Source organism: Bacillus sp. 05T21 (assembly GCF_056396785.1).
Window position 1 is genome coordinate 1 of record NZ_JBFTMD010000020.1, and the last position, 25,294, is coordinate 25,294.

General features: G+C 34.5%; 29 protein-coding genes. 10 read left to right on the plus strand and 19 right to left on the minus strand.

The genetic code is table 11. From position 1 onward, the window contains the following. Window positions 1-5: 5 nt before the first annotated feature. Together AC1DKZ_RS24670 and ybaK are read right to left on the minus strand one after the other, a co-directional pair. Entirely contained in the window at window positions 6-185 is a 180-nt protein-coding gene (locus tag AC1DKZ_RS24670; protein WP_002171665.1) for a DUF4177 domain-containing protein, read from the minus strand. 589 nt (window positions 186-774) lie between these two features. After that, window positions 775-1,251: a Cys-tRNA(Pro) deacylase gene (gene ybaK / locus AC1DKZ_RS24675; RefSeq protein ID WP_431182696.1), complete on the minus strand. Its 477-nt coding sequence runs from the start codon at window positions 1,249-1,251 to the stop codon at window positions 775-777. 344 nt (window positions 1,252-1,595) lie between these two features. Between ybaK and AC1DKZ_RS24680 the strand changes: the two genes are divergently transcribed. Continuing rightward, the gene (locus tag AC1DKZ_RS24680) at window positions 1,596-2,888 is read left to right on the plus strand and encodes a histidine--tRNA ligase (protein ID WP_431182697.1); all 1,293 of its coding nucleotides are present in this window, start codon (window positions 1,596-1,598) and stop codon (window positions 2,886-2,888) included. Window positions 2,889-3,058: 170 nt separating this feature from the next. Further along, a complete protein-coding gene (locus AC1DKZ_RS24685; protein WP_476997242.1) occupies window positions 3,059-3,364 on the plus strand; it encodes a hypothetical protein in 306 nt (101 codons plus the stop codon). An 87-nt stretch (window positions 3,365-3,451) separates the two neighbouring features. Here the strand turns inward: AC1DKZ_RS24685 and AC1DKZ_RS24690 are convergent, their stop codons facing one another. After that, on the minus strand, window positions 3,452-3,733 hold the full coding sequence (locus AC1DKZ_RS24690; RefSeq protein ID WP_003190466.1) for a DUF1292 domain-containing protein: 282 nt from the start codon (window positions 3,731-3,733) through the stop codon (window positions 3,452-3,454). Between the two features lie 363 nt (window positions 3,734-4,096). Further along, entirely contained in the window at window positions 4,097-5,149 is a 1,053-nt protein-coding gene (locus AC1DKZ_RS24695) for a pyruvate kinase (RefSeq protein ID WP_476997243.1), read from the minus strand. 266 nt (window positions 5,150-5,415) lie between these two features. Here AC1DKZ_RS24695 and AC1DKZ_RS24700 point away from each other — a divergent pair, with 266 nt between their 5' ends. Continuing rightward, window positions 5,416-7,089: an alkaline phosphatase gene (locus tag AC1DKZ_RS24700; protein ID WP_476997244.1), complete on the plus strand. Its 1,674-nt coding sequence runs from the start codon at window positions 5,416-5,418 to the stop codon at window positions 7,087-7,089. An 84-nt stretch (window positions 7,090-7,173) separates the two neighbouring features. Here AC1DKZ_RS24700 and AC1DKZ_RS24705 read toward each other — a convergent pair whose 3' ends face one another. Beyond that, window positions 7,174-7,860, minus strand: coding sequence for an NAD(P)H-dependent oxidoreductase (locus tag AC1DKZ_RS24705; RefSeq protein WP_372585446.1), 687 nt, complete (start codon window positions 7,858-7,860; stop codon window positions 7,174-7,176). A gap of 109 nt (window positions 7,861-7,969) precedes the next feature. On the opposite strand from AC1DKZ_RS24705, the gene AC1DKZ_RS24710 reads away from it, so the two are divergent. Continuing rightward, on the plus strand, window positions 7,970-8,344 hold the full coding sequence (locus AC1DKZ_RS24710; RefSeq protein ID WP_000625800.1) for a winged helix-turn-helix transcriptional regulator: 375 nt from the start codon (window positions 7,970-7,972) through the stop codon (window positions 8,342-8,344). 210 nt (window positions 8,345-8,554) lie between these two features. Here AC1DKZ_RS24710 and AC1DKZ_RS24715 read toward each other — a convergent pair whose 3' ends face one another. Next, window positions 8,555-8,782: a DUF3947 family protein gene (locus AC1DKZ_RS24715; RefSeq protein WP_002084417.1), complete on the minus strand. Its 228-nt coding sequence runs from the start codon at window positions 8,780-8,782 to the stop codon at window positions 8,555-8,557. 214 nt (window positions 8,783-8,996) lie between these two features. On the opposite strand from AC1DKZ_RS24715, the gene AC1DKZ_RS24720 reads away from it, so the two are divergent. Next, window positions 8,997-9,959, plus strand: coding sequence for a hypothetical protein (locus tag AC1DKZ_RS24720; RefSeq protein ID WP_476997245.1), 963 nt, complete (start codon window positions 8,997-8,999; stop codon window positions 9,957-9,959). Window positions 9,960-10,042: 83 nt separating this feature from the next. On the opposite strand, the gene AC1DKZ_RS24725 is transcribed toward AC1DKZ_RS24720, so the two are convergent. The 5 genes from AC1DKZ_RS24725 to AC1DKZ_RS24745 form a co-directional block, all read right to left on the minus strand. Beyond that, window positions 10,043-10,744, minus strand: coding sequence for a hypothetical protein (locus AC1DKZ_RS24725; protein ID WP_476997246.1), 702 nt, complete (start codon window positions 10,742-10,744; stop codon window positions 10,043-10,045). Window positions 10,745-11,233: 489 nt separating this feature from the next. Further along, entirely contained in the window at window positions 11,234-11,992 is a 759-nt protein-coding gene (locus tag AC1DKZ_RS24730; protein ID WP_476997247.1) for an SDR family oxidoreductase, read from the minus strand. A gap of 56 nt (window positions 11,993-12,048) precedes the next feature. Further along, the gene (locus tag AC1DKZ_RS24735) at window positions 12,049-13,713 is read right to left on the minus strand and encodes a putative ABC transporter permease subunit (protein ID WP_476997248.1); all 1,665 of its coding nucleotides are present in this window, start codon (window positions 13,711-13,713) and stop codon (window positions 12,049-12,051) included. Further along, complete coding sequence (locus tag AC1DKZ_RS24740) at window positions 13,706-14,431, minus strand: ABC transporter ATP-binding protein (RefSeq protein WP_002066081.1); 726 nt, start codon at window positions 14,429-14,431, stop codon at window positions 13,706-13,708. Before AC1DKZ_RS24740 ends, AC1DKZ_RS24735 begins: the two co-directional genes overlap by 8 nt. A gap of 88 nt (window positions 14,432-14,519) precedes the next feature. Further along, on the minus strand, window positions 14,520-14,714 hold the full coding sequence (locus AC1DKZ_RS24745; RefSeq protein WP_002066080.1) for a hypothetical protein: 195 nt from the start codon (window positions 14,712-14,714) through the stop codon (window positions 14,520-14,522). Between the two features lie 332 nt (window positions 14,715-15,046). On the opposite strand from AC1DKZ_RS24745, the gene AC1DKZ_RS24750 reads away from it, so the two are divergent. Both AC1DKZ_RS24750 and AC1DKZ_RS24755 read left to right on the plus strand, forming a co-directional pair. Then, window positions 15,047-15,403, plus strand: a complete 357-nt coding sequence (locus AC1DKZ_RS24750) for a DUF2178 domain-containing protein (protein WP_476997249.1) — start codon at window positions 15,047-15,049, stop codon at window positions 15,401-15,403. Beyond that, entirely contained in the window at window positions 15,391-15,591 is a 201-nt protein-coding gene (locus AC1DKZ_RS24755) for a helix-turn-helix transcriptional regulator (protein WP_002084410.1), read from the plus strand. The genes AC1DKZ_RS24750 and AC1DKZ_RS24755 overlap by 13 nt, the downstream gene beginning before the upstream one ends. Before the next feature lie 172 nt (window positions 15,592-15,763). On the opposite strand, the gene AC1DKZ_RS24760 is transcribed toward AC1DKZ_RS24755, so the two are convergent. The 4 genes from AC1DKZ_RS24760 to AC1DKZ_RS24775 all read right to left on the minus strand — a co-directional run bounded on the left by AC1DKZ_RS24760 (window position 15,764) and on the right by AC1DKZ_RS24775 (window position 18,790). Then, a complete protein-coding gene (locus tag AC1DKZ_RS24760; protein WP_002084409.1) occupies window positions 15,764-16,075 on the minus strand; it encodes a hypothetical protein in 312 nt (103 codons plus the stop codon). Beyond that, window positions 16,057-17,079 (minus strand): anti-sigma factor, encoded by a 1,023-nt coding sequence (locus tag AC1DKZ_RS24765; RefSeq protein WP_476997250.1) that lies wholly within the window; start codon window positions 17,077-17,079, stop codon window positions 16,057-16,059. Before AC1DKZ_RS24765 ends, AC1DKZ_RS24760 begins: the two co-directional genes overlap by 19 nt. Then, window positions 17,069-17,569 (minus strand): sigma-70 family RNA polymerase sigma factor, encoded by a 501-nt coding sequence (locus AC1DKZ_RS24770; RefSeq protein WP_476997251.1) that lies wholly within the window; start codon window positions 17,567-17,569, stop codon window positions 17,069-17,071. Before AC1DKZ_RS24770 ends, AC1DKZ_RS24765 begins: the two co-directional genes overlap by 11 nt. Before the next feature lie 258 nt (window positions 17,570-17,827). After that, window positions 17,828-18,790, minus strand: a complete 963-nt coding sequence (locus tag AC1DKZ_RS24775; RefSeq protein WP_476997252.1) for a tubby C-terminal domain-like protein — start codon at window positions 18,788-18,790, stop codon at window positions 17,828-17,830. Window positions 18,791-19,326: 536 nt separating this feature from the next. Here AC1DKZ_RS24775 and AC1DKZ_RS24780 point away from each other — a divergent pair. Further along, complete coding sequence (locus AC1DKZ_RS24780; protein ID WP_002128293.1) at window positions 19,327-19,824, plus strand: DinB family protein; 498 nt, start codon at window positions 19,327-19,329, stop codon at window positions 19,822-19,824. Window positions 19,825-20,322: 498 nt separating this feature from the next. Here the strand turns inward: AC1DKZ_RS24780 and AC1DKZ_RS24785 are convergent, their stop codons facing one another. The 4 genes from AC1DKZ_RS24785 to AC1DKZ_RS24800 form a co-directional block, all read right to left on the minus strand. Then, window positions 20,323-21,033 (minus strand): YjjG family noncanonical pyrimidine nucleotidase, encoded by a 711-nt coding sequence (locus tag AC1DKZ_RS24785; protein WP_476997253.1) that lies wholly within the window; start codon window positions 21,031-21,033, stop codon window positions 20,323-20,325. Between the two features lie 86 nt (window positions 21,034-21,119). After that, complete coding sequence (locus AC1DKZ_RS24790; RefSeq protein ID WP_431182709.1) at window positions 21,120-22,142, minus strand: tyrosine-protein phosphatase; 1,023 nt, start codon at window positions 22,140-22,142, stop codon at window positions 21,120-21,122. 90 nt (window positions 22,143-22,232) lie between these two features. Then, window positions 22,233-23,072, minus strand: a complete 840-nt coding sequence (locus AC1DKZ_RS24795; protein WP_431182710.1) for a hypothetical protein — start codon at window positions 23,070-23,072, stop codon at window positions 22,233-22,235. A 51-nt stretch (window positions 23,073-23,123) separates the two neighbouring features. Then, window positions 23,124-23,846: a GNAT family N-acetyltransferase gene (locus AC1DKZ_RS24800; protein ID WP_431182711.1), complete on the minus strand. Its 723-nt coding sequence runs from the start codon at window positions 23,844-23,846 to the stop codon at window positions 23,124-23,126. A 123-nt stretch (window positions 23,847-23,969) separates the two neighbouring features. Here AC1DKZ_RS24800 and AC1DKZ_RS24805 point away from each other — a divergent pair, with 123 nt between their 5' ends. Both AC1DKZ_RS24805 and AC1DKZ_RS24810 read left to right on the plus strand, forming a co-directional pair. Continuing rightward, window positions 23,970-24,809: a DUF2785 domain-containing protein gene (locus tag AC1DKZ_RS24805; protein ID WP_476997254.1), complete on the plus strand. Its 840-nt coding sequence runs from the start codon at window positions 23,970-23,972 to the stop codon at window positions 24,807-24,809. 17 nt (window positions 24,810-24,826) lie between these two features. Continuing rightward, window positions 24,827-25,276 (plus strand): NUDIX hydrolase, encoded by a 450-nt coding sequence (locus AC1DKZ_RS24810; RefSeq protein ID WP_377865031.1) that lies wholly within the window; start codon window positions 24,827-24,829, stop codon window positions 25,274-25,276. Window positions 25,277-25,294: the final 18 nt, after the last annotated feature.

Here is a 25,294-nt window from a genome sequence, read left to right on the forward strand (position 1 = left end):
GGGAGTTATTTGGTTCGTTTGAAGATAATCTCCAAAGAACTCGTGTATCCTGCCATTGTTAGAGTAAGGACTTGAACAAATTCCCAACCATCTTCAGCATGTTCGGTAATAATACGTTTATAATCTTCTTTAGGTTGCCCTTTCCATCCATCAATTTCGACTTTCACGAATTTGTAATCGTACATATTCTTTCCCCCTTTTCCTAATTGTACCATTTAGAAGAAGCGATGTATTGTACCTTTTTGACTGTATACTCTATACATGTGAGGCTGACATAACGTAACATTATCGATAGCAAGGAAAAAGAAGAACCCTGCTCTCACAAGGGAACCCTCTTTTTTAGTTCTATGAATCTATACATTTTTTTATACATTCCTATCTTGGCACGGTTTTAGGACTCTTGTTTGTTACTAGATTAGCCAAAAAACTGTATAAAATCTTGCATGCTCTTAGCGTGGGGGTTTTCCAAAATACTGGAATCTCCCAATATGTGCTTTCTTATGGATATTTCTTGAACCCTCATTAAAACACTCTCCCGTCCTTTGTCTATCTTTAAAGGTAACTCTGCTTGTTTATTTAAAGTCCTTGCAACGAGGCATTGTACTTCTCCTAAGGCCAAACAAATGTTTTAGATTACATTCCTATATCAAAATGAACATTCAATCTTTATTCAGTTTGTAAATAAAAAAGGATAATCAGCCCCATAATGGACTAACTATCCTATAAATTATTATCTAAACTTAATAAAACTAGAACTTCTTTTCCTATGTATCATTATTTTGTTATCTCACCAAACTGCGCTCTCGTCACTTTCGCTAAGTCATCCACTTTCAGCTCGATTTGTGTACCAATTTTCCCACCGCTTACTATGATCGTTTCAAGCGATTGCGCACTCTCATCAATGCATGTTGAAAATAACTTCTTCATCCCGACTGGTGAACAACCGCCGCGAATATACCCTGACACTTTCGTAATATCTTTTACTGGAATCATTTCAATTTTCTTTTCACTTACTGCTTTTGCAGCTGCTTTTAAATTTAGTTCCTCATCTACTGGAATGATAAAAACGTGATAATTTTTACTATTCCCTTGAGCGACTAACGTTTTATATACTTCTCTCACTTCTCGTCCAATTTTCTCGGCAACTGATACGCCATCAATTTTCCCATCTTCCGGATCATATGACATCATCGAATATTCAATTTTTTCTTTATCTAATATTCGCATCGCATTAGTTTTATCTTTTTTCATATCGGCCTCCTTAAAAGGTTATTTCATATTATTAAGTTTTATTATATTATACACCCTTTTCCATTCCTCCTACATAACTTCACGTATATTTCAAAACTAAAAATATTGATAATTCAAAAATCATCTGATATAATTTGGAAAAACTTATGTTAAGGAGAGATTTGTCATGCGAAATTTTAATACTTCTTTCCAACTTCATCATCATACGTAACGCCGTGTATCCGAAGAAAAATTTTTCTTCGTGGGTACAGGGCTTTTCCTGTTGACCCACGAAGCGTTCATAAAGCTATGTGGGTATTTTTATACCTGCATAGCTTTTTTTAATTTAAAAAGGAGTGATTACAATGGAAATGAAAAATGTAAAAGGAACGAAAGACTATTTACCAGAGGAACAAGTACTACGAAATAAAATTAAAAGAGCTTGTGAAGATACGTTTGAACGTTATGGCTGTAAACCGTTAGAGACACCAACATTAAATATGTATGAGCTTATGTCTTACAAATACGGTGGTGGCGATGAAATTTTAAAAGAAATATATACACTTAAGGATCAAGGAAAACGCGATCTTGCCTTACGTTACGATTTAACAATCCCATTCGCAAAAGTCGTGGCAATGAATCCGAACATCCGCCTTCCTTTTAAACGTTATGAAATTGGGAAAGTATTTCGAGATGGGCCAATTAAACAAGGAAGATTCCGTGAGTTCATTCAATGTGACGTTGATATAGTCGGTGTAGAATCAGTCATGGCGGAAGCTGAGCTCATGAGCATGGCATTTGAACTATTCCGAACGTTAAACTTAGAAGTAACAATTCAATATAATAACCGAAAATTATTAAACGGTATTCTCCAGTCTATTAACATCCCTACCGAATTAACGAGTGACGTAATTTTATCATTGGATAAAATCGAAAAGATTGGGATTGATGGTGTACGAAAAGATGTATTGGAGCGCGGGATTACTGTAGAAATGGCCGATACAATATGTAATACTGTTTTATCTTGCCTAAAGCTCACTATTGCCGACTTTAAAGACACTTTCAATAATACACTTGTCGCCGATGGAGTAGAGGAACTACAACAACTACAGCAATATTTAAGCGCCCTCGGAATAAATGAAAATACGATATTCAATCCGTTTTTAGCAAGAGGACTCACGATGTATACAGGTACCGTCTATGAAATCTTTCTAAAAGACGCTAGCATTACATCTAGCATCGGTAGCGGTGGTCGATACGATAATATTATTGGAGCATTCCGTGGTGATAATATGAACTATCCGACTGTAGGGATTTCATTCGGATTAGACGTTATTTATACAGCACTATCACAGAAAGAAACCATATCATCTACAGCGGATTTATTTATCATCCCACTCGGGACAGAATTACAATGCTTACAAATTGCCCAGCAATTACGTTCTACTACTTCCTTAAAAATCGAACTTGAACTAGCCGGACGTAAATTGAAACGTGCCCTTAATTATGCTAATAAAGAAAATATCCCGTATGTGTTAATAATTGGTGAAGAGGAACTATCTACAGAAACAGTTGTATTGCGTAATATGAAGGAAGGTACTGAAGTGAAGATTCCCCTCTCTTCTTTGGAAAATAACACATTTAATAACTATATATAATAAGTGCCACCCTCATTTGGGTGGTTTTTCTAGTGCACAAATAAAGAACTATTCAGTTTACATAATATTATTATAGAATTCTATAAATGTGAATCACAAAAAACAGATCCATTCACCCACTATATTTGGTAACATATTCATACGTACATATTATTTCGGAGGAATTAACTTTGAGGGCAGTCGTAAAAGCATTGAAGTGGACTACAGGTATCTCCCACCTTTTATTAATTCCTTGTTATTTATTTCAAGGACTAGTTGACTTATACGGGATACCACTACTTATAGTAATTACTTTACATATCATTACAATTTTATTAGCTAAAAAGGAAGGCATGAAAACCTATGCTAATTATATAGGAATCCTCACTATTCTAGTTGCTTTCTTTCCCTATATACAAATCGCTATATATATTATAGCATCGATTTTCCTTCTATTAGATGCGGCTTCCGTGAACACAAAAGAATTTTATGATTAAAACAGAAATTATAGAAATATTTTTCAACCATATAAAAAAAAGAGGGCAAATATGCATCTCCCTCTTTTTGTCTAACTCTTTTTATTATTATTCTTGTTCTTGCTCGTCCATAATCTTCTCGAACGCCGCAGATACTTTTTCAAATTCCTCGTCATTCTCTATGTATGAGAATTCATTATCTTCTTCTATTTTTAAAAAGAAGATATCAATGTCTTCCTCAGTTTCTGTTTGAATGTCTTCTACAAAGGCAACCGCAATGTATTCTGCACCTTCGACATCCATCGCTCCAAGCACTTCAACTTCCTGTTCTTCATTATTCTCATCGGTAAGACTAAAAATTTCGCCTACTTCAATTGCTTCCATATTCATTCTCCTCCTATCATACTCTAAAAAATAAAACGTTCAAATTGCACACTTACTAACATATCTTTCCATAAAAAAGTTGAATTCATACAGAAAGAACAACAAATTCTTGCTGATTCAGCAAAAGTATTCAACTATAAGGATATCATTTATGAATAGGAATGAACATATTTTAAATGAGATAATTGGATTAATTAATTTAAAATCCTTCTTTAGATTTCCGAAAGACCTCCATGTCCCATAATGATTCTTTCATATAGGCAGATGGAATGCCACCTTTCAATCTGTAAGTAAATACTAAAATAGCACCTCCTATCCTGATTCCTTTCCGTACGTTTTTAGGATGAGAGATACATCCTTCTATATAAACTAAAGAGACTTATGCAGCAATTCCAATACATCTTTCATCGCAAAAGGACCGTCTTTTTTTACATGCTCAGCGAATTCCGAAACGAGACGTAACGTTTTCACACTTTCGATTGGATGCTCCCCTGACGCACTTTCAGCAGAAAGCATAACAGCATTCGTCCCGTCCAGTACAGCTTGAAATACATCCGTCACCTCAGCTCTTGTAGGAATAGAATGATCTACCATAGATTGAAGCATTTGTGTCGCTGTAATGACATATGTATTCGTTCGATTACATTCACGAATCATCATTTTTTGCAAAAGCGGAATAAATTGATACGGTACTTCCACACCTAAATCTCCCCTTGCGATCATAATGCCATCCGCTTCTTTGCATATGTCTTGAAAATTCTCGATTGCTTCCATCGTTTCTATTTTTGCAATTAAATTAGGAGATGTTTCTTTATGTTCATGTATAAAACTTCGTATTTCCTTTATATGACTAGGTTTTCGAACGAAAGAACACGCAATAAAATCAACTTCCTCTTCTAGAAGAAATTGAATATCTTTTTTATCTTTCTCCGTAATAGCTGGTAAACTAACAATTGTACCTGGTAAGTTCACCCCTTTATGAGAGGAAATATTGCCACCTGTTTTTATCCTCGTTTCTATTTTGTCCGCACTTATCTTTTCAACAATTAATTCAACTTCTCCATCATTAATAAGAATTCTACTTCCAACTTTTACGTCATTCGCAATCCCCACATAATCAACACTTGCTTCTTCTTTATTCCCTTGAACTGGATTGGTATGTAAAGTAAATAACTCTCCTGCTTCAAGTGTAATTTGTTCCTCTTTCATTTCACCCAATCTTATTTTAGGACCTTGTACATCCCCTAGAATTTTAATAGAATCGTCTAACGATTTTACTAAACGCATGATTATTTTATGACTTTCATGCGTGCCATGTGATAAATTTAACCGAACAATTTTCATACCATTGTTTATTAACTGCGCTAACATTTCTTCATTATTACTAGCTGGCCCAATTGTACAAACTCGATCAATTGTCATGTCCCCACCATCCTTTTTTAAATGTTTCCCATAAAATAAAGAGAAGATTCTTTTTATAGGAAAGACCGTGTAACTAAGGGTGCAAAGAGGTTTTATATGAAGAGAATATTTTGCGAAGAAATAGCTTGAATTTAATTTTTTGTGCCCAACATTTTGACTCAATCGTTATTGTTAGTTTCGTTGCAATGGGGTACTACTAATAATAAATCTTGTTTACATACGAACGTTAGATTGGGATATCGAAAACGACCTATGGAGGAACCACAATGACTACTCTTCGAAAAAAAATAATGGGACTAACATTAGCGGGAACGGTAGCATTATTTACATTAGCAACAGGAAGCATAATGAACAATAATGAGGTAAAAGCTGAGGTGAAAAAAGTAGGAAAGCAACCTAAAAATGTAATTTTCATGGTTATAGATGGGACAAGTTCTTCTGCTACAACATTGGCCCGTTGGTATAAAGGCTCACCTCTTGCACTAGATCAAATTGTATCCGGAGGTGTTCGTACGTATTCGGCAGAATCAGCTATTACGGACTCTGCACCAGCAGCCACAGCTTTAGCGACAGGAAACAAATCAAATTCAGGTTACGTGGGTGTATTACCTTCTGTTGTAAATTCACCTGGCTTAGAACCCATTAAAGAAGAATGCAAGTTTCGTCCAGTTGCCAACGTCTTAGAAGGCGCAAAACGTTCCGGCCGCGCGACAGGAATCATTGCTACATCAGAAATTCAACATGCTACTCCAGCTAGTTTCTCTGCCCACCATGCTAACCGTAAAAATTTCGAAGTACTTGGTGAACAGCAAGTTTATCAAAAGATAGAAATTGTATTAGGTGGTGGAAAAGCAGCACTTCTTCCTACGACAAGCAACGGAATTCGTAAAGACAACGAAGATTTAGTAAAAGTGATTCAAGACAAAGGGTACGACTTTGTCGAAACAAAAGATGCGTTATTAAACTCCAAATCAAATAAAATCTGGGGTTCTTTCTCTAATACTGCCCTTGCGTTCGATATGGATCGTAGAATAACCAATCCTAATCAGCCAACTCTTTCCCAGATGACGAGAAAAGCCATTCAAACATTATCAAAAGATAAAGATGGTTTCTTCTTATTCGTAGAAGGCAGTAAGGCAGATTGGGCAGCACATGCAAATGACCCAATCGGGATGATTAGCGATATATTGGCGTTTGATGATGCGGTTACAGAAGCATTAGAATTTGCGAAAAAAGACGGTGACACTATGGTCATTGCTTTAGCGGATCATGGTAATAGCGGTATTTCCATTGGCAACAGCAATACTACAAAAGGATATGATACCACACCAGTATCAGCTTACATTGCTCCACTGAAAAAGGCGAAAATGACACTTGAGGGTGCTACAAATAAACTAAAAGATGATTTATCTAATATAAAAGAGGTCGCTGCTCTTTACGGTTTAGACGACCTAACTGAGGATGAAAGAGAAAAGTTAAACGCTGCACATAAGAAAGCTGATGTAGGTCCAATCCTTACTAAATTATTGGCCAACCGTGCGAACATCGGTTTTACAACTGGTGGTCATACGGGTGAAGATGTATTCTTATACTCTTACGGTCCTCAAAAGCCATACGGTTTAGTCCAAAATACAGACATTGCGAAAATAATGGCCAAAGCAATGGGCTTTCAATTAGGAGAATTATCTAAGAAATTATTCTTAGATGCTGAAACATCCTTTAAACAAATTGGTGCAACTGTAACGATTGACAAAAAAGATGTACGAAACCCGGTGCTTGTAGTAAAACGCAATAATACGGCGGCCAAATTGTTTGTTAATAAAAACATTATCTATATTGGTGAGAAAGATTATGAATTAGGAGGCATCGTTGTAGAAAGCAACGGGAAATTCTATGTCCCTGAAAAAGCAATTCAACTATTCACAAAGCATTCTCGCTAAATTTAAAAACAGACATAAAAAAACGCTATCCTTTCTATAGAAAGGGTAGCGTTTTTTTCGTTATATGGATACAAATTTATCTTATTAAATCCATTCAACAATAGTATCCATAGTTTGTCTTGTTTTATTAAATTTTGGTTCTCCTTTACGGTATCCGAATGCAACCATAACTGACACCTCAAGATTATCATCTTTTAAAATTCCTTCTTGACGAAGTAAAGAATCTACTTTTTCTTTATCGAATCCTTCCATTGGACAAGAATCAATACCGATTTGAGCTGCACTAGTCATCATATTAGCTAAAGCAATATAAGATTGCTTTGATGACCAATCAAATACAGCACGTTCGGAGTCTAACAATTTAAAATCCGATTCTTGGAATTTTTTGAAGAATTCATATCTCATTTGTTGGGCTTCTTCAGGCAATCCAATAATATCTTTCATCATGTGCTGAATATACTCTGCATCATAGTGCATATCTTTGATGTTTCTTGAAAGAACAATGACAAAATGACTTGCTGTTGAAAGTTGCCCACCTGCTCCCCATGAATATGGTAATAGTTTTTCTCTTAATTCTTTATTTTGTACCACAATAAATTTCCAAGGCTCATATCCAAAAGAAGAAGGAGATAATCTCCCTGTTTCTAAAATAAATTTAAAATCATCTTCTGAAATTTTCTTCATAGGATCAAATTCTTTACATGCATGTCTAAAGTTAAAAGCTTCTATAATTTTTTGTTTTGTGTTAGTCATAAAAAATCCTCTTTTCATTAATTTATTACTCAACTAAATTATATTTTTTAAGTATCAACGTTACAAGTACGCACATTTATGTGCTATAGTATCAAAAAAGATACTATTGTTAAGGGAGAGTCTTTTTATGATTAGTTCAAAAGAAGATGATATAAATTATCCATTTTTAAATAAATATTCTTGTCCCGTAGAAGCTATCGTCGAGGTTATTGGTGGGAAATGGAAAGGGGTTATTCTTTATCATTTGTTAGATGGTAAAAAACGATTTAATGAATTAAAAAGGTTGAAACCTAATATCACCCAGAGAATGTTAACACTTCAACTTAGAGAACTTGAAGCAGATGGCATCGTACATCGGGAGGTATATCGTGAAGTGCCTCCTAAAGTAGAATATTCGCTAACCGAACTCGGTGAGTCACTACGTCCAATTATCCTCTTAATGATGGAATGGGCGACTAATAATATGGAGCAGGTTTTGGAAAGTAGAAATAACACTAAATAGTATTTAAAACCTGTAATTAGCCACTACAAACAACTCAAAAAAGATTGCCTCTTAGGATACAGGCAATCTTTTTTCTTTTTTTAAATATGAAATTTATGTTTTTGCAGCCTATCCCCATCAAAGAGCTATTTTTGTTTTGTCATTGTTCGCTATAAAACATATACAGTTTCATACGGTAACGATCGAAAACAAATTCCATTCTTGTGTAATCTACATCGGGTAATATGATTGTGATGGGTAATACACCTGTGGTGGATAATAAGACTGTAATGAATAATACGATTGTGGTGGATAATAACTTTGTTGCATTTGTTGCGCTTGTAATGCTTGTTGCTGTGCTTGTATAGCATGATGAACAGCTTGAATAGTGCTTTGCGCAGGACCCTGCCCTCCTAAAGGGCGCATTTGCGTTTCATTGTAAAAATAATTGAAAAACATTCTTTATTCACCTCACCTCTGCATATATTTTTGTCTTCATGTTTCATACTATGAATATTGAATTAAAGTGGATAATTCCTAAATTTCTTTCTATTCAATAAGATGAATCAAATGTAAAATAAAAGTTAATTTCAAGACAAATCATTGATATTTTCGAATTTTTCATATATTGTTTTAATTGGGTTTAAACTCTCGAATGTAAGAGGTGTTATTTATGAAAAAGATATATATAATTATCGGGATTTTACTAGTTTCGATACTTATAATTTATATTTTGTTCAATACTTCAATTATACAAAGCCCGAATTTATCTCATGCACCTTCTAAAGAAAATATGAAAAAAGAAAAACAGAGAGAGTCGCAAACTAATACCGTTTCTTATGGATTAAAGGATGATCAAGGTCAACATATCGACAATGGAAGTGAAATTACTAGTGAGGATAATAAGATTAACGTATCGTTATCATTTGTACATAATATTAATGAAGACCGAAAATATGGGTTAATTGTTTTAGAAGATTACGAGCAAAAGCCTTTTAAAATAGATGACACTCCAAATGTGGTATCCCACTATTCTTTCGATATAAAGCCAAACAGTTCGATCACTACTAAAATTCATTTACAAATTTCTCCTACTGCTAGAGAATTAACCTTTTTAATAATTAAAAAACCTGAATATAAATTAAAAGATAATGACCTAAATAAAGCCGCTATATTAGAAGAAGTTCTAAGTATGCGATATTCGATTAATACTCATCATAAAGATAATGAGAAAATACAACTTACTCCTGTACAGCCGAAAACTGTTTTAAAAGATGATCTTTATGAACCATTATTTGTTACTAGAAATGAGGAAAAACTACAAGCGGTGCTTTCTGAGAATAAAGGTAAAGAGCTAACTATATCTAGCGGAAATGAAACGACAGAAGAAATGAGTTATGCCATCGTGGCCTTTAAAGATTGGGAGCAAGTTGAACTATTAAATAACAAAAAAGTTGCTTATACTACGGTCGCTCCTGAAACGAGACAAATTTTTAAATTCACATTACCTATAGTGGAACAAGAAAGTAATTTCCAGTTAGTTGCTTTTCCATTTCCTTATAAAGTCAGCAAAAATAATTTTATGAGTCAACAAGCATTCGGTTCATTTCGCATCGTAATTAAAAATGAACAATAAATTAAGTCAGACTAGATGTAGCGAGCCCCTTATACTACCTCAACAAACTAAAAAGGCCTACTCACACGAGTAGGCTTTTGAAACTATGAAAGCTTCGTCAATAATTGATTTAAATCCTTTTTCGTTTTCGTCGTTAATGACTTCATCTTATTAACATCTATCTTTTCTTTCTCCGCTCCTACAATTAACGGATACATACTTTGGCCAATTGTTTTATATTCAGTCGGATGTGATGCTTCTAACTCTGTTTCAATGACATCCCACTTCTCATTAATTTGTTTTCCAAGTTTATTAACTGTTTCTAATTTAGGATTTGCAGCTAATTGCTTGTCTAAGCTTTCAATTAATGTAACGACTTCTTTTACATTTGTTTTCACAGCTACGCTTTTCTTCGGATCTTTCGTTGTCTTTCCACTTGTCGTTTGGTCTGTCGTTTTTCCGCTAGTTGATTGATCTGTTGTTTTCCCGCTAGTAGTTTGATCATTCGTTTTTCCTGTCGTTTCTTTTTCTTTAGTTGTTTTGCCGTTACTTTCTGTTCCTGTTGATTCCTTTGTATTTTTTGCATCCTTATCTGTTTTTTCATTCGAAGAAGTATTTGTGTCTTTTTCAGTATCTTTCGTTGTTTTTGACGCTTCATCTGCACTTGTCGTTTTCGATTGCTCTTCATTTTGTGCAGTTGCCTGATCCTTCTTTGCTGCATCTTTATCTGTGGATGTACTACAAGCTGCCATTGTAAGCATTGTACCAATTGCTACTGATGCGATAGCGACCTTTTTCATTTTCATATAAATCCCCCTATGTTTATATAATTTATCCCGCATTAACGGGCAGTAAGACTCCCACCTCAGAAGTCGGATGGTGCAAGGAAGTTAGGTGCGAGATCAACTGCCCGTAAACGCCCGATTGGTGAAGGCTAATAATCAGTGGGGGATAAACACCCCCTCACTAATTAAAGTTTCACTTTATCCTCCTCTTTACGATTCTATTTCCCCTTAAAAAATCCCTTTTCATACGAATCACCATCTTTCCGACAGTAATCTTCATAATAATACGTACAAAAAACGATAAATTTATTTTAATATTCGAGTTTTTTCTACTACATTTTCCTCCTCTGTAGCAAAAGAAAAAGAGTATGTTGTCACATGAAGATTTACAATCTACAAATGACAACATRCTCTCCTATCAATTTTTTATCTTTCTTGACATTTTATTTATAAAAAAAACAAAATAATTACTAATTTTTTTATTTCTCAACACTTGTTAACATAATATTTTTATGAATAACCACCGTTCGAATGAATGACTTGCCCAGTAACCCACTTCGCCTCTTCACTTACTAAAAAAGCAATTAAACGTGCCACATCCACCGATTCTCCAACTCTACCTTGCGGGAATTCCCATGCTAAATGATGCTGTAATTCCTCTGTAATCCATCCTGTATTCGTCGGTCCTGGATCAACAGCATTGACTGTAATCCCCTTCTCCATAGCTACTGGTGCAACTGACTTTGTAAATGCTTCTATTGCTCCTTTCGTTGCTACGTATGCTAGTTCATCTGGCATTGGCGCTAGTGACTGCCCAGAAGTAAGATTGATAATACTACCACTTGTTTTGAGTGAAAAATGTTTCATAAATAATGAACTTAATAGCATAGGAGTACGAACATTAACCGTATAATGTTTATCTAGCTGTTCTACATCTAACTCTTCAATTTTCGTATGAGTAGAATACGCCGCATTATTAATAAGAATAGATGGCTCACCTAAATGTTCTGATACCATGTACAATAAACGATTAGGCGAATAAGACTGCGATAAGTTGATTTCTGCCATTTCACATCGAACGCCGTAACTTTCAATTTCCTTTTTCAACAAAAAGGGTTCTTGATCATCCATTCCCCACGGCATTGCTTTATCATACCGAGGCCAGTACGTGAAAAAGACGTCTATCCCCTTTTGAGCAAGCACCTTGCATACAGCTGCACCAATTCCATTCAGACGAGTTGCCCCTGTTACAATTGCTATTTCCCTCACCTTTTCTCCTCCATCTATACGTAGATCCTCTGCACGAATACAGAGGATCTACCTTCTTATTGAATATTTGACAATATACGCTCAGCGCCTAATTTTAAAATTTTAATAAAGATATAATTTACAATCGTAAACATTACAAATAAAACGATAAACATAATCCAAAGTCCTACTTGAAGGAAGAAGTATAATACACTTACACCTGCTACAATAACTAAAGCTATTAAAATATTAGCTAAAAAATTCCACAAAGTTGTATATCGACTTTTAAATAATTTCTGCTCTGTATCCCAATGTATATCTGCAGTTTGTGCATCCCAGCGTGTTCCGATTAAATTGATTAACAATAATCCGTTCGCACTTAGTAAGAACCAAAGTATCATGAAGACTGGCGAAATACCTGCTACAACTGCCATCGTAATACCGAATACTGCTAAAATGACCACATTAATTAACCAAGCAGTTATTGCTTTCGCAAAAAAGATATCTGAAGCCTTTACTGGTAAGTAACGATTCACAAACCAAGAGCTTCCATCTCGTGAGAATGACGTTGTTGCAATTACGTTATTTCCCATTAAAAATAACGACGCACAAAGGCCAACACCAATTGCGAAACCTGCTGATTCTGGATTATCAATATACCCTGTAATCCATTTTAAATTTCCATCTTGTACAAATAAAACAAAGAACAGCATAATTGGCATAACGAAAGTTTGCACAATACAATTTAAGAAAAATTGTGGCGTGCGGAATAACGTTTTAAATTCTTTTTTCACATACGCTTTTAAATGTGAACTTTGTACCGTTGATTTCTGTAAGCCTTCTGCTGAAATTACCTCTTTCTTTGCTGTACTCGTTGAAAGTCCAATAACTCCTTTCAAATATGTACGCTCTGCAATGTAGTAAAACAGCGCGAAAAATGCGATAGAAATAAGAATGTATATTAGTACGTATAATATTCCCTTCCACGATGCATTTTCTACTAATCCCATCGCTCCAAAATATGTAGTTGGAAAATAATTTGTCATTTGTATGAAAAGTGAGGATTCATTATTTGCAAGATAATTCGCAACCGAATCTCCAGCTCCAGATACTGCACTTTTATTTCTCCATTGCATAAATACATTGATTCCGACGATAAATAGTATACTTACGATTCCAATAAATATACTTCCTCGATCTTTATTTTTCGCTATATTCGTATACCTCATAATAATTGTCATAATTAACGAAGCTAAAACTAGCGGAATGATCGGGAAGAATAAGTAAATGACAATCATATAAATGTAATATGTAATGAAAGCACCACTCTTTAAACCGTAAGTAATAAAGATAGGCAATAAAATAAACGAGCTCATTACGTATTGTGTAATTAACACTGTAAAGAACTTTGCCGAAATAATTTGCGCTGGTTTTAACGGTAACGGTAGCAACATTTCAACATCATTACTATAGTAAAACACTGTTAAAATGTTCATAATACTCATCAAAAATACCCATATACTAGCAACTGCTAATCCCATCGCAATAACAATTCCTGGATCCTGTCCGAGGTGTATCATTCCTTCATATATTCCATGGGTCATCGAACCGAATATTAAAAAACCTACAAATAAAATGGCTGCAAATGAAAATAAATACGCCCATCTTTTCTTTTTATCTGTTATGAAATCTGCATAATTTAATTTCAATAATACTTTCGTTAACGTCCAAATTTTACTCATTTCCCGTCATCTCCAAGAACATTTTTTCAAGTGATTCATTGGATTCAAAATGGTCTCTCATTTCATTTAAATTCCCTTTAAACTGAAGATTTCCCTTATTAATAATCGCGACGCGGTCGCATATTTTTTCAGCTACTTCTAATACGTGTGTCGAGAAAAATACAATCTTCCCTTTATCTGCATGTTCTCTCATCATTTCTTTTAAAATATAGGCAGATTTCGGATCAAGCCCTGTTAACGGTTCATCTAAAATCCACACATCTGGTTCATGTACGAGCACACCGATAATAACAATCTTTTGTCTCATACCGTGTGAATAACTTTGAATTTGATCAGATAAAGCATTGTACAGATCAAACTTCTTCGCTAATGACTCTATTCGTTCTTGTCTTACTTCCTTCGGTACTTCATACATATCAGCCATAAAGTTTAAATATTCAATCCCTTTTAATCGTAAAAACATATCCGGGCTATCTGGAACATAGCCAAATGTTTTCTTCGCTTCCATCGGATTTTTCATAATATCTTTACCGTTGATTGTAATGGTTCCTTTGTCCACCCCATGAATACCAGTAATCATCTTAATTGTCGTTGATTTACCCGCACCATTCGGTCCTAAAAACCCAAAGATTTCTCCGCTCGGTACAGATAAACTTAAATCTTTTACTGCATAGTTAGATCCATTATAACTTTTTGACACATTCAAAATTTCGATCATTACATCCAATCCTTTCCTTAATTACCAATTAACTATATTAACATTATAGCATACTTATATTTTTAGATTTTTATATTTTTCAGTTTTTTCAACCTTTAAAATAAATATAAATTCCTAATCCAACGATTAAAACAACGGCTAGTATTATATAAATCATCGTAAGTCGTTTAATATTTCCTGTTGTCGCTTTACTATAATTCGCATCACCATTTCGCCCAATTAACACCGTTCCAATTACAGTAATAACTACAAGTAATATAACAATCATTATCCCAGTTAACATTTCTTCCTCCCCCTCCTTACATCCATTTTACGATATTTCCCTTTTGATTTTACAGAATATTTAACCTTTTTTACTATTATTATGAAATAAATCGTAAAACTATTATTACTATGAATTTCCATATGTGATATATTTATAACATATAGTGATTTATCCCGCTATTTGTGAGCAGTAAGACCCCCACCTCAAAATTCGGCTGGAGCAAAGAAATTAGGTGGGAGCCCTGCTGCCCGTAAACGCCCGATTGGTGAAGGCTAATAATCAGTGGGGGATGAACACCCCCCACTGATTAAAGTTTCACTTTATTTCTAACATCGAAAGGAGAATCTATCATGAAAACGACTTGGATAAAATATTTAGGATTTCTCGGTTTCTTTGGGTTTCTCGGATTTTTTTATGAAAAAGGATTGTTTACTATGTTTTGTTTTTTCTCCTTTTTCACGACGTATAGAAAAGTTCATCACGATGAGCTTTTTGAACAAATCGTCAATAAACCGTGCCGAAATGCATTCATTATTACAATATTAACAACAGCTATCATTATCTTTATTGAAATGTTATTTCCGAATCCTACACTACAAGAGATTGCTATTGATATTGCTCTTATTTTCAGCACACTCATTCTTACATTCGGATTCTCTATGTTCTTACCAGTTGATGAAATGGAAGATGCACCATGGCGTTCGTAACGAAGATAAAAGAATATCGTGCCAAAGTACATATGACGCAGGAAGATTTAGCGAAAAAGGTTGGTGTACGTCGTGAAACGATTAGCCATCTTGAAAAAGGAAAATATAATCCTTCCTTACAGCTTGCTCACGATATAGCGAGGGCACTACATAGTACGATTGATGAGGTTTTTATTTTTGAGGATTAATAAAGAGCACCAAGTCTAATATAATACTGAATCGTGAGAGGGAAACATATCTACAAAACCACAGCCTAGATGCATAGTGCTCTCCTTTCAAATTTGATAGGTTCTTCTCTTATCTAGTTTACTTTTTACACATTAAAAAAGAGCGAATCTACATTCGCTCTTTTCCACATATTTATGGCGTAAAGCTTATCATCCAACCTAACATAAATCCAAATACAGCAAACAGTAACATAAAAACAAATAAACTACATGCCCACAATGCATATTTTCGACTTTTGCTTTTTGTGAGCATGCCTACGACTGAACACATCAATCCAGCTCCAACTATTTCTCGAAAACCTTCGCCTATAAATGTTTCTTGAATAAGCAATGTAATGTTCAAATACAATAACGCTAGAAAGGCAATAATTAATGAAATAATACCCATCCACGTTTCCTGTTTATAAATACGATTCTTTCTTTTTTTTAAGAATGCCAATTCCATAACCTCGCTTCACCTACTTTCAATTTTCTAACTTTTTCGTGGCTCATCAATTTTTCAACTTCTACTTTAGGCCCAGTTACAACCATCCCGTATGTTTTTACCCCATTTTTTTCAAGGAAAGATATACGCTTTGACAACTCTAATACTTTTGCTCTAGATAGCTTCACTGCTAAATTTTCATGCTTCTGTAATGACTTTAAAACATCAATAAATTGTTCCTCATGAGGTGAATCACTTTCAAAAGCACCACTTGGCCTTGAAATCATATCTGCTGGGAAGCCAATCGGGGCTACATACATACCCTCATCATTCATTTGCTTCTCCTCTAATCCTGTATTAACGGCATACCAAACGATATCAATAGTAGGAAACATATTTGTTACCTCTTGTACACTTAATAATTCTCTAAAAGATACAAATGCTTCTACAACAGATTCTTGCGGAAGACCCTTTAATATCTGCGCTTCTTCGCCACTATTATAGGACGCATTATAATTATTAGGATGAGACAACACTTCGTTATCTATATACGGGATTTCTGGAATTTTTTCATCTGTTGTATATTCACGGCTTACTTTCGTTGCTTTACTTAATAAATAATCTGTTTTCTCTTCTCCTATTCGAATATCTTTCTTTCCTACCCTTTTATACAAATCAAAATGCAATTGTAAACTAAGCGGTAACAATGTTTGCTCCATGTCCCTTTCTTTCATAAATACATTAGGTGCTGTTACACTTAATGTTTGATTTACTACATTCCGTATCTCCATCGCGTTTGTAGGTGCCAATGTATAATATAAAAGTGTAGATATATATAAAATAGGTTGAATAAGTAATAAAAATGTAAATACAATCAACACATTCGTAATTCGAGCTCTTTTTTTACCTATTTTCAACACTTGCTGCTGTTTTCCATCAGGAAGTGAATCTGGTCTTTGATGAAGAGCTTCTTGTAACAATTCTTTATAATCATCTTGTTCAGAATGAGGTTTATCATTTGTCATTTTGACTCTTTTCCTCCTTTAACAATTCTTTTAATCTCTTTCTCCCACGAAATATGTGACTTTTATAAGTATTTACCTTTAAATCTAATACAGTAGCACCCTCTTCGTACGTTAATTGATGTACGTCACATAATAAAATAGCCTGTGCCTCTACCACTGGTAAAGTATGAATAATCTGAATTAATTTTTCGTAACTATTTTTTGCGACTACATACTCTTCTGTAGATTCCTCTGCTTGTATTGTCTCTAATTCCTCCGTTCCTACAAAAGCTACTTTTTTCTCTTTCCTTACAAAATCAATAAACGTATGATATGCCACTTTAAAAAGCCATGATTTTACCTTTTGGTTTTCATAGTCTTCTAGATAAAGATACGCCCGATAAAAAGTCTCCTGCATCAAGTCCTCCGCTACGTGATGGCTACGAGAAAGGGAAAATAAATACCGGTACACATCGTTTATATAAACCTTATATATTTCTTCAATTTCCATCCCCCTCCTCCTTTCATATATAACACGAATAAGCGTGTTAAAAAGTTGCATTATTTTTTCCTTTTTATATTTTTTATTTATAAAAAAAGAAATAACATTTATACATTTCAATAACCATTTAAATTTATAAACAAAATATGAGATGTTATAACTGTAAATTCCAAAAAAAAGAAAAGCGACAAAATGCAATCTTCACACCAGAACCACATAAAAAATACCGGTATCCTTCCCATGAAGAATACCAGTACTTTTCATTTATCACCCATACAAAACAGCATGAAATACACCTAACAGTAAGTATTGATCCTCTATATAATCCTCATCATATACATCCATCTCGATATAATACATATCTTCCTCAAGACGAATATTCCAATCTGCGATTACATAGCCGTTTCGTAATAATTTTCCAAGCCCAATTGAAGTTTTGTGAACAACATATTCTTCTGTCTTATATGTAAAAGTAAATAAGAAATTTGCATCTAATAACTTTCCGTCACATACAAGTATTTCATGCTCTGCATCATTATTATCGATGTACGTTACTAAAATCCTTCTTTGACGCTGCCTACTTACATCCTTTGCAATGACGCGAATATTGTTCTTACTATCCTTTATTTCATAAATGATATTACTACCGACTTTCGGAATGAAGTCTAGCACTTTCATCAACGTATTTTTATAATAGCCCCGTACTGCGCCTACTCCTTCGCTTCCATTGTAAACCTCTATCGAAGTCGTATCCGCTTTACTATCACACAGTCGTTTATAAGAAAGCTGCATCATTCGCTCTCCTCTTAAGTACTGATCAAACGTCACAGGATATTCTATCGCGCGCAGTTCCTTATTTAGCTCATATAAATAGCGTTGAACGCTCTCTACTAATGTTGTAGTTGATATACGCTCTTGAAGTTCAAATTGCTGCCAACTGGAAAAAACTCTCCACTGATCTTCCTCTTCATATACGAATCCGAGAATTACTTCCTCACGGTCACTCGTTTCATAATTCAATTGTTCTTTCTGTCCATGTTGCACTTGTTCCATCCACTGTCCTAAATAAATGCCAAGCTCTGCAACCTTCATGCATGACTTCTGAAAAAATACGCTGTCACTCACGCGAATTGTTAAATCCCCTTCAATAAAGCCATTTGCATAAGCGGCATACCGTGGCTCATCCTTCTGCGGGATAGCCTTGTCTAACTCAAATAAAAACGTTAACATCCTTCACTCACCTCTAGTTGTTACACAGCTCATACATGACATCGCATCACTCTGAGAAACTATGTATATATGAATATTTAATTATCGCATTATAACACGTGAAAGACCTTAGTATAGTAGCGCTATTTTTGCTTCGCGAACTCCCTCACAATAGAATAACTATCCTTTTATTATTTTTTTCTTGACTTAGAGTTCACTCTAATTATTATAATCAACTCATAGTTCATTCACAATAAAATCAATTGGATAAAATTCAGGAGGGATCGGAAAAGCTAAAATCAAAAGTGGCTGACATTAACGCAGACCTGAATGTTGTCATTCGAACCTTTGATTTATCTGTTAATACAATTGTACATTAAGGTACTAATCAAATAAAAACCTACGATTTCCTGTACGTTAAGAAGTCAGTGATTCTTGCCTTATTTTACTTTCTCTTAATAGTCGTAAAGCTTCTATAATTTATTTAGTACATATAAAAAAGACGGAATCATAAAATCAGCAAATTAGAAAATAAAACAGGATGGGAGTCAGTTATTATGGAGCAATCAAATAAAGCGTTTAGCCAGGCATTAGTAAAATCGTTAAGAGGAGAACGAGGACATCTTCCCATCAAGAATGCTTTGTCGGATATAGACGTGGCGCTTGCGGGAAAACGCAGAGAGGAACTGCCTTATTCTATTTATCAATTAGTGAAACACATGACCTATTGGCAAGATTTTCTCTTATTATCCGCTCAGGGGAAGAAGCCTACATTGCCTGCCCATGTAAAAGAGAGCTGGCCTGAAGAAGAATGCCCTGGCAGTGAGGAAGAGTGGCAACAGATTATTCAGTATTTTCTTCAAGGGATTGAACAGGCATGCACGATCGCCCAAACTGTTCAATTGGACAAAACATTGGAGGAATGGCCTGGTGAAACCCCTGGCGGTGTTCTACGGAATATTGCATCTCATAACTCCTACCATTTAGGAGAAATTGTGCTGATTCGCAGATTATTTAGTGCTTGGCCACCGCCAACAGGCGGATATCCGGTCTAAACAAGGAAAGGGTTCCACCCCATGCCCATTAACTTAAGATTTTAAATTACACCCAAAACGAAATTTTTACCACTTTACAGTTATTTATGAGAATTAAATTCATTTTTTTCATTACTGGGGAACAAACATTTTTTAAACTTGATGGAGATAGGGTATAAAAATACAAATTTCATCTCCCAAAAAAATAAAAAAACGATTGCTTGGATCCTAAGAGGCAATCGTTTTTTTTAGCTGTTTGTAATGACCAATTACAAACAGCTAAATATATTATTTAGTGTTATTTCTGTTTTCCAAAACCTTCTCCACATTAATCCTCAATTTCAATTCCAGCTTGTTTAAATGGTTCTAATTTTATTTTTGTTTTCTTTCAGTAAAATTATTTTGACTTGGTGCCATCTTTTTTGTCTCATATCTTAGTATATGAAATTATATGCACGATTTTCAAATACATCTACCGTAACTTACAATATATCAACTATTCGACAAATCTTAACAAGATTAAAATGAGACTACCTTTTCTTCCGCCACTTCCGCAATTTCTAAAATTTGTAGCAGGTTCTCCACTTCATAGGTCGGCTTAACACTTGTCTTGTTTTCTTTCAGACTCGGATTATACCAACACGTATCAATACCGTAATCTTCTCCACCTTTCATATCAGAAGTTAGCGAGTCTCCAACCATTAGTACACTTGATTTATCAGTAATCCCAAGCTTTTCAAACGCATAATCAAAAATCTCACGCGCTGGTTTTTGATGGCCGACTTCTTCAGAAATAATAATATGATCAAAGAAGTTACATAAAGGCGAATTTCCAATTCTAGATTGTTGCACTTTTGTATATCCATTCGTAATGATACCTAACTTGCAATCTTGAAGATTCTCACATAATTGCACTGCACCTTCTATAAGATGTACTTCTTCCCCTAAGTTTTCAAGGTATACATCACTAAAATGCTGCGCATCTACTTCTAGAGTATGAAGAGCAAATAATTGTCTAAATCGATCTACCGCTAATTCACTTAGCGTTATCATTTTATTTTCTAAATCTCTCCATAATCCATTACTAATCTCTTTATAACTTGCAAGATAATCATTATACCCTGTAGACATGCCAAATTGTACAAACGCGTTATGTAATGCGTTTCTTTCTGTTTCAGGGAAATCTAATAATGTATCGTCTACGTCGAATAGTATTACTTTGTATTTCATGATGTTCGCCTCAATTCCTATTTTCTCATAGCTTAATTATAGCAACAATAATAAAAGGAGGCTAATCCAATCAGCCTCCCTTCTTCTTATTTATCTTCTAGCAATAATTCCTTCATTTCCTCTAACGATTCTTTCGTAAAGCCAAGAGCTTTTTCAGCGTATGCTTCCACTGATCCGTATTGCTTTTTAATTTCATCAATCGCAGCTTGTAAATATTCAGCACGAGCTTCAAACATCGCACCTAATATTGCTCTACTTTCATCGTTTTGTAATTTCGCACCTAAAAACGCCATCATTTTTTCATTTAACTTCTCACGGAAACCGTTACTTAGTAAGTAGTCTTTCATTACTGTTTCTTCTGATACACCTAATAGAAGTAATAATAATGCAGAACCAAATCCAGTACGGTCTTTTCCAGCTGTACAGTGGTTTACTAACGGTAAGTTTTCTGGATTTTGAGCGAGTCTTAAGAAGCTCACAAACGCCTCATTACCACTTACAAAATCTTGATTCATTTTCACAAGGTATTCGCCTGGTTTGCCTAATACTGATAAATCACCAACTTGGAAAAACTCATTTATATTTAAATCTTTCGCTAAGTCTTGCATCACTGGTAAGCACACTTGGCGAGCGCCTGTAATATCTGGATTCGGCTTATGTTTCACTTCAAAATCTGTACGATAATCACAAATTAATTTTAAGCTAGACTTCTGTAAATACTCGATATCCCATTCTGTTAATCCTGCTAATTCTTCAGAACGATACAATTTACCCCATTTTACTTTACCGCCTTCAGTCGTTTCATATCCTCCCATATCACGGAAGTTAAACGCACCTTGTAATGGTAATCTACGCTCAGCTACTGTCACTGCTTGTCCATTACTTCCTACTAACCTAAAATATGGACGTTCAGTTTCACTCGGGTTTTGAATTGTACATGATGATTCTCCATTTACCGTTGCAAGTAATTCTCCATTTTCTTCAATATGATCTGGTGAAGTACTCCAATAAATGCGAACTTCTTCTATATTATTTTCCCACTTTATATGTAACGTATTATCTTCATTTCGTTCTACAGTTGCTTGTAGCCAATTTCTTTGCTGCTCCATTCTCTCACCAACACTTTCTTTGTATAGTCTAATCCTTCTCTATTGTATTATAGGAACGCTTACTTTGTCGTTTCGATTTTTCTTTTTATCTTACAAACATGCAAAAAGTTCTTTTATTTGTTCATAAGTTGTACACGGATTCCCTCGAAATACATATGCGATTTGCTCATCATCTAAATCTTCATATACAACTGTTCCACGATCTGGGTGCGAATAAAACTCTAACCCGTTTATCATCTTTTTAACACTATAATTCGTTGTCCATGAAGAAACAGGATAGTACGCTTTGTTTTTATGCCTACAAACCCAAAGTGCATATAGTTTACTATTTTCATCCCAGTATACATACTGCGTTTCGTCATTTCCTAATCCGACCGATTCGAGCTTCCAACTTAACTTTTCATGAATTGACAATTTCGAATATGATGCATCATGTGGAAAATTCCACTCTCGACATCTTCCTATTTCACCAATTTCACCTCTTTTTGCTTGAAAGCTTAATAAATGAAATGGTGTATGTAATATCGTTTTCGCCAACTCCATATTTACAGGTTGTAACCCAAATAGAAATCTTTCCATTTCATCTTGGTTTACATATCCACGATCAATAGAAATTTCAATTTGTGTTTTCCATTTAGATGTAACGTAACTTTCTTTTGCCTTATAATTTACACCTTTCCAATACACAAGCCCTTTATATTGAAAACAAGCTCCTTTTGCTTGAGAAATACAACTATCTGGAAATACCGGCTCCATTATATCGAGGAAAAACTCTTTCACCCGAAATATACTAGTTGGCGTAACAACTTGAAACCAAAATGTTTCCCACTTTTCACCTTCATAACGTTCTGAAACCTTTTCAACTTTCCAGTCTTCTAACAATACATCTGGATACAGTAAAACGAATGAATGCATGGATTGTTTTAACATATATAGTCCCCTCCCGCTATACGAGTTCGAGAGTATACACCATTCATCCTCCTAAAACTTCCTCACATATCGCTCGGTAGAACTTAACAACTGACATCCGTTCTTTTCAAAAACATCCTTCATCCACTCATTTTGTACATTTGTCTCGCCAATATAATAAGATGCACCTATTTCTTTTAAAACAAACATTGCTCCTGTAAAGAATGCCGTTTCATACCCTTTATTTCGCATATTTGGAGCGACTGCGAAATACATGAGTTTTCCTTCTTCTAACGTACCTCTCTCAATATGCGGGATTACAATTCCTATCGGCTCTTCATTGATACTCGCTGTTAAACAATGTTCTTTCCATTGCTCACCAATTTCTTGCAACATCATATTTGCAAATTGATCATAAGTGACTTGTTCACCCGTCACTTCATTCCACAGTGAATAAAAAACGTCTTCGCCTATCTCTTCAATAAGTTTAAAATCAATTTCACTTTCTACATCTTCTACTTCATATATATCCTTACATACAATCATGTTTTCAGTAATATATTCAAATGAATACGTTTCGAAGCATTTTTTATACACATCATAATTTGGGCTTTTTGAAGAAATCTCAAAATGTAAATTTTCTATTCCCTCTTTTTCAGCCTCAGCAACGCAATACTGCATTATTCCCTTTAATTGCTCTTCTATAAAAGGCTCTGCATTATTTTCTTTTATCATGATAGAAGAAGCATTTCTTCTTATTTTAAAATGTTTTTCTAACTGTTCTATAGTCATCATATACTTCCCTCATCTATGTCATACTCGAATTTCTACTTGTTCTCCTTGCATGAGCAGGATTGTCCTTGAATATATAGAATACTAGAAAACATCGCATCTTTAAAGTGCGGAGGAGGTTCTCCATTGGATATTACAGCGCTGCAACAACAGTTAGAGCTTATACAACAAAATGACTATACACAACTGCAACATATAGATGTAAATGAGTTAACTTTGAACATGCTTCAGTATATTGGAACGACTGATAGTTATGTCCGTTATCAACTTATATATAAATGTTTTGTGCATTTTATTCATCATGAATTCCTTATGGACGATCAACTGAAATTACTTCTACAAGCTTGTTTAAATGATGAGTATTTATATTGTGACATTTACTCCCCACATACAGATGGGGTTTTCACACGTTCTTACACTGTTTCGTTAATTGCGTTAATACTCCAATTCGCTAACTCGCACTACTTTTTTACAGAGGAGGATATCGAAGAAATAAAAAACAAACTCATTACATACACAAACTTAGAAATGGACTTTCGAGGCTATATTGAAAATAAAGGATGGGCTCATTGTCTTGCCCACGTATCTGATGCCTTTACTGAAATTGTTCACAATTCCTATACGACCTTTGAGTGGTACGAAGAATTAATTCATTGTTTATTAAATAAAATTTTTATCCCATCGGATCTTTTTCATAATAATGAAGATGAACGAATTGTTACGCCGTTACTATCAATGCTATATCATGATTTCCCGCAAGATGAGTTAATTTCAATTATTTATAAAAAAATAAAAAGGCTTCCTCAAATTAGAAAACGCCTTTCCCTTAATGAATATTGTATTTTATGCGCAAACATTAAAATCTTTTTACGCACATTATTTTTTAGAACAAAAGATGATCATAACTTAGCATTTACAGCACGTAAAACAGAAAAAATGTTAAAAGAACTGCCTAATTATTATTAAATATAAGGAGAAGAAATATGGGCTATATTGAAGACATGAGAAATCTAGTAGGAAATCATCCACTTATTTTAATAGGTTCACACGCCATTATATTAAATGAGAAAAATGAAATATTACTGCAGCTCCGTACAGATTTTAATCGCTGGGGCATTATTGGAGGCGCCTTAGAATATAACGAAACGTTAGAAGACGCTTTAAAACGAGAAGTATATGAAGAAACCGGACTTATCATTAAAAATCCAGAACTTTTCCGTACATACTCAGGAGCTGATTTCTTTCAAATCTATCCAAACGGTGATCAAGTACATGGTGTACTCGTTGTTTATATTTGCCGAGAATTCCACGGTGAGCTTGTATGCGATCAAACGGAATCGAAAGAACTGCGCTTCTTTTCACTTGATGAATTACCTAGTCATCTTCCTTCTGTTATTGAGAGGATTGTTACAGACTTTCGGAATTCGAATTGAATTATTAATATAGTCAAG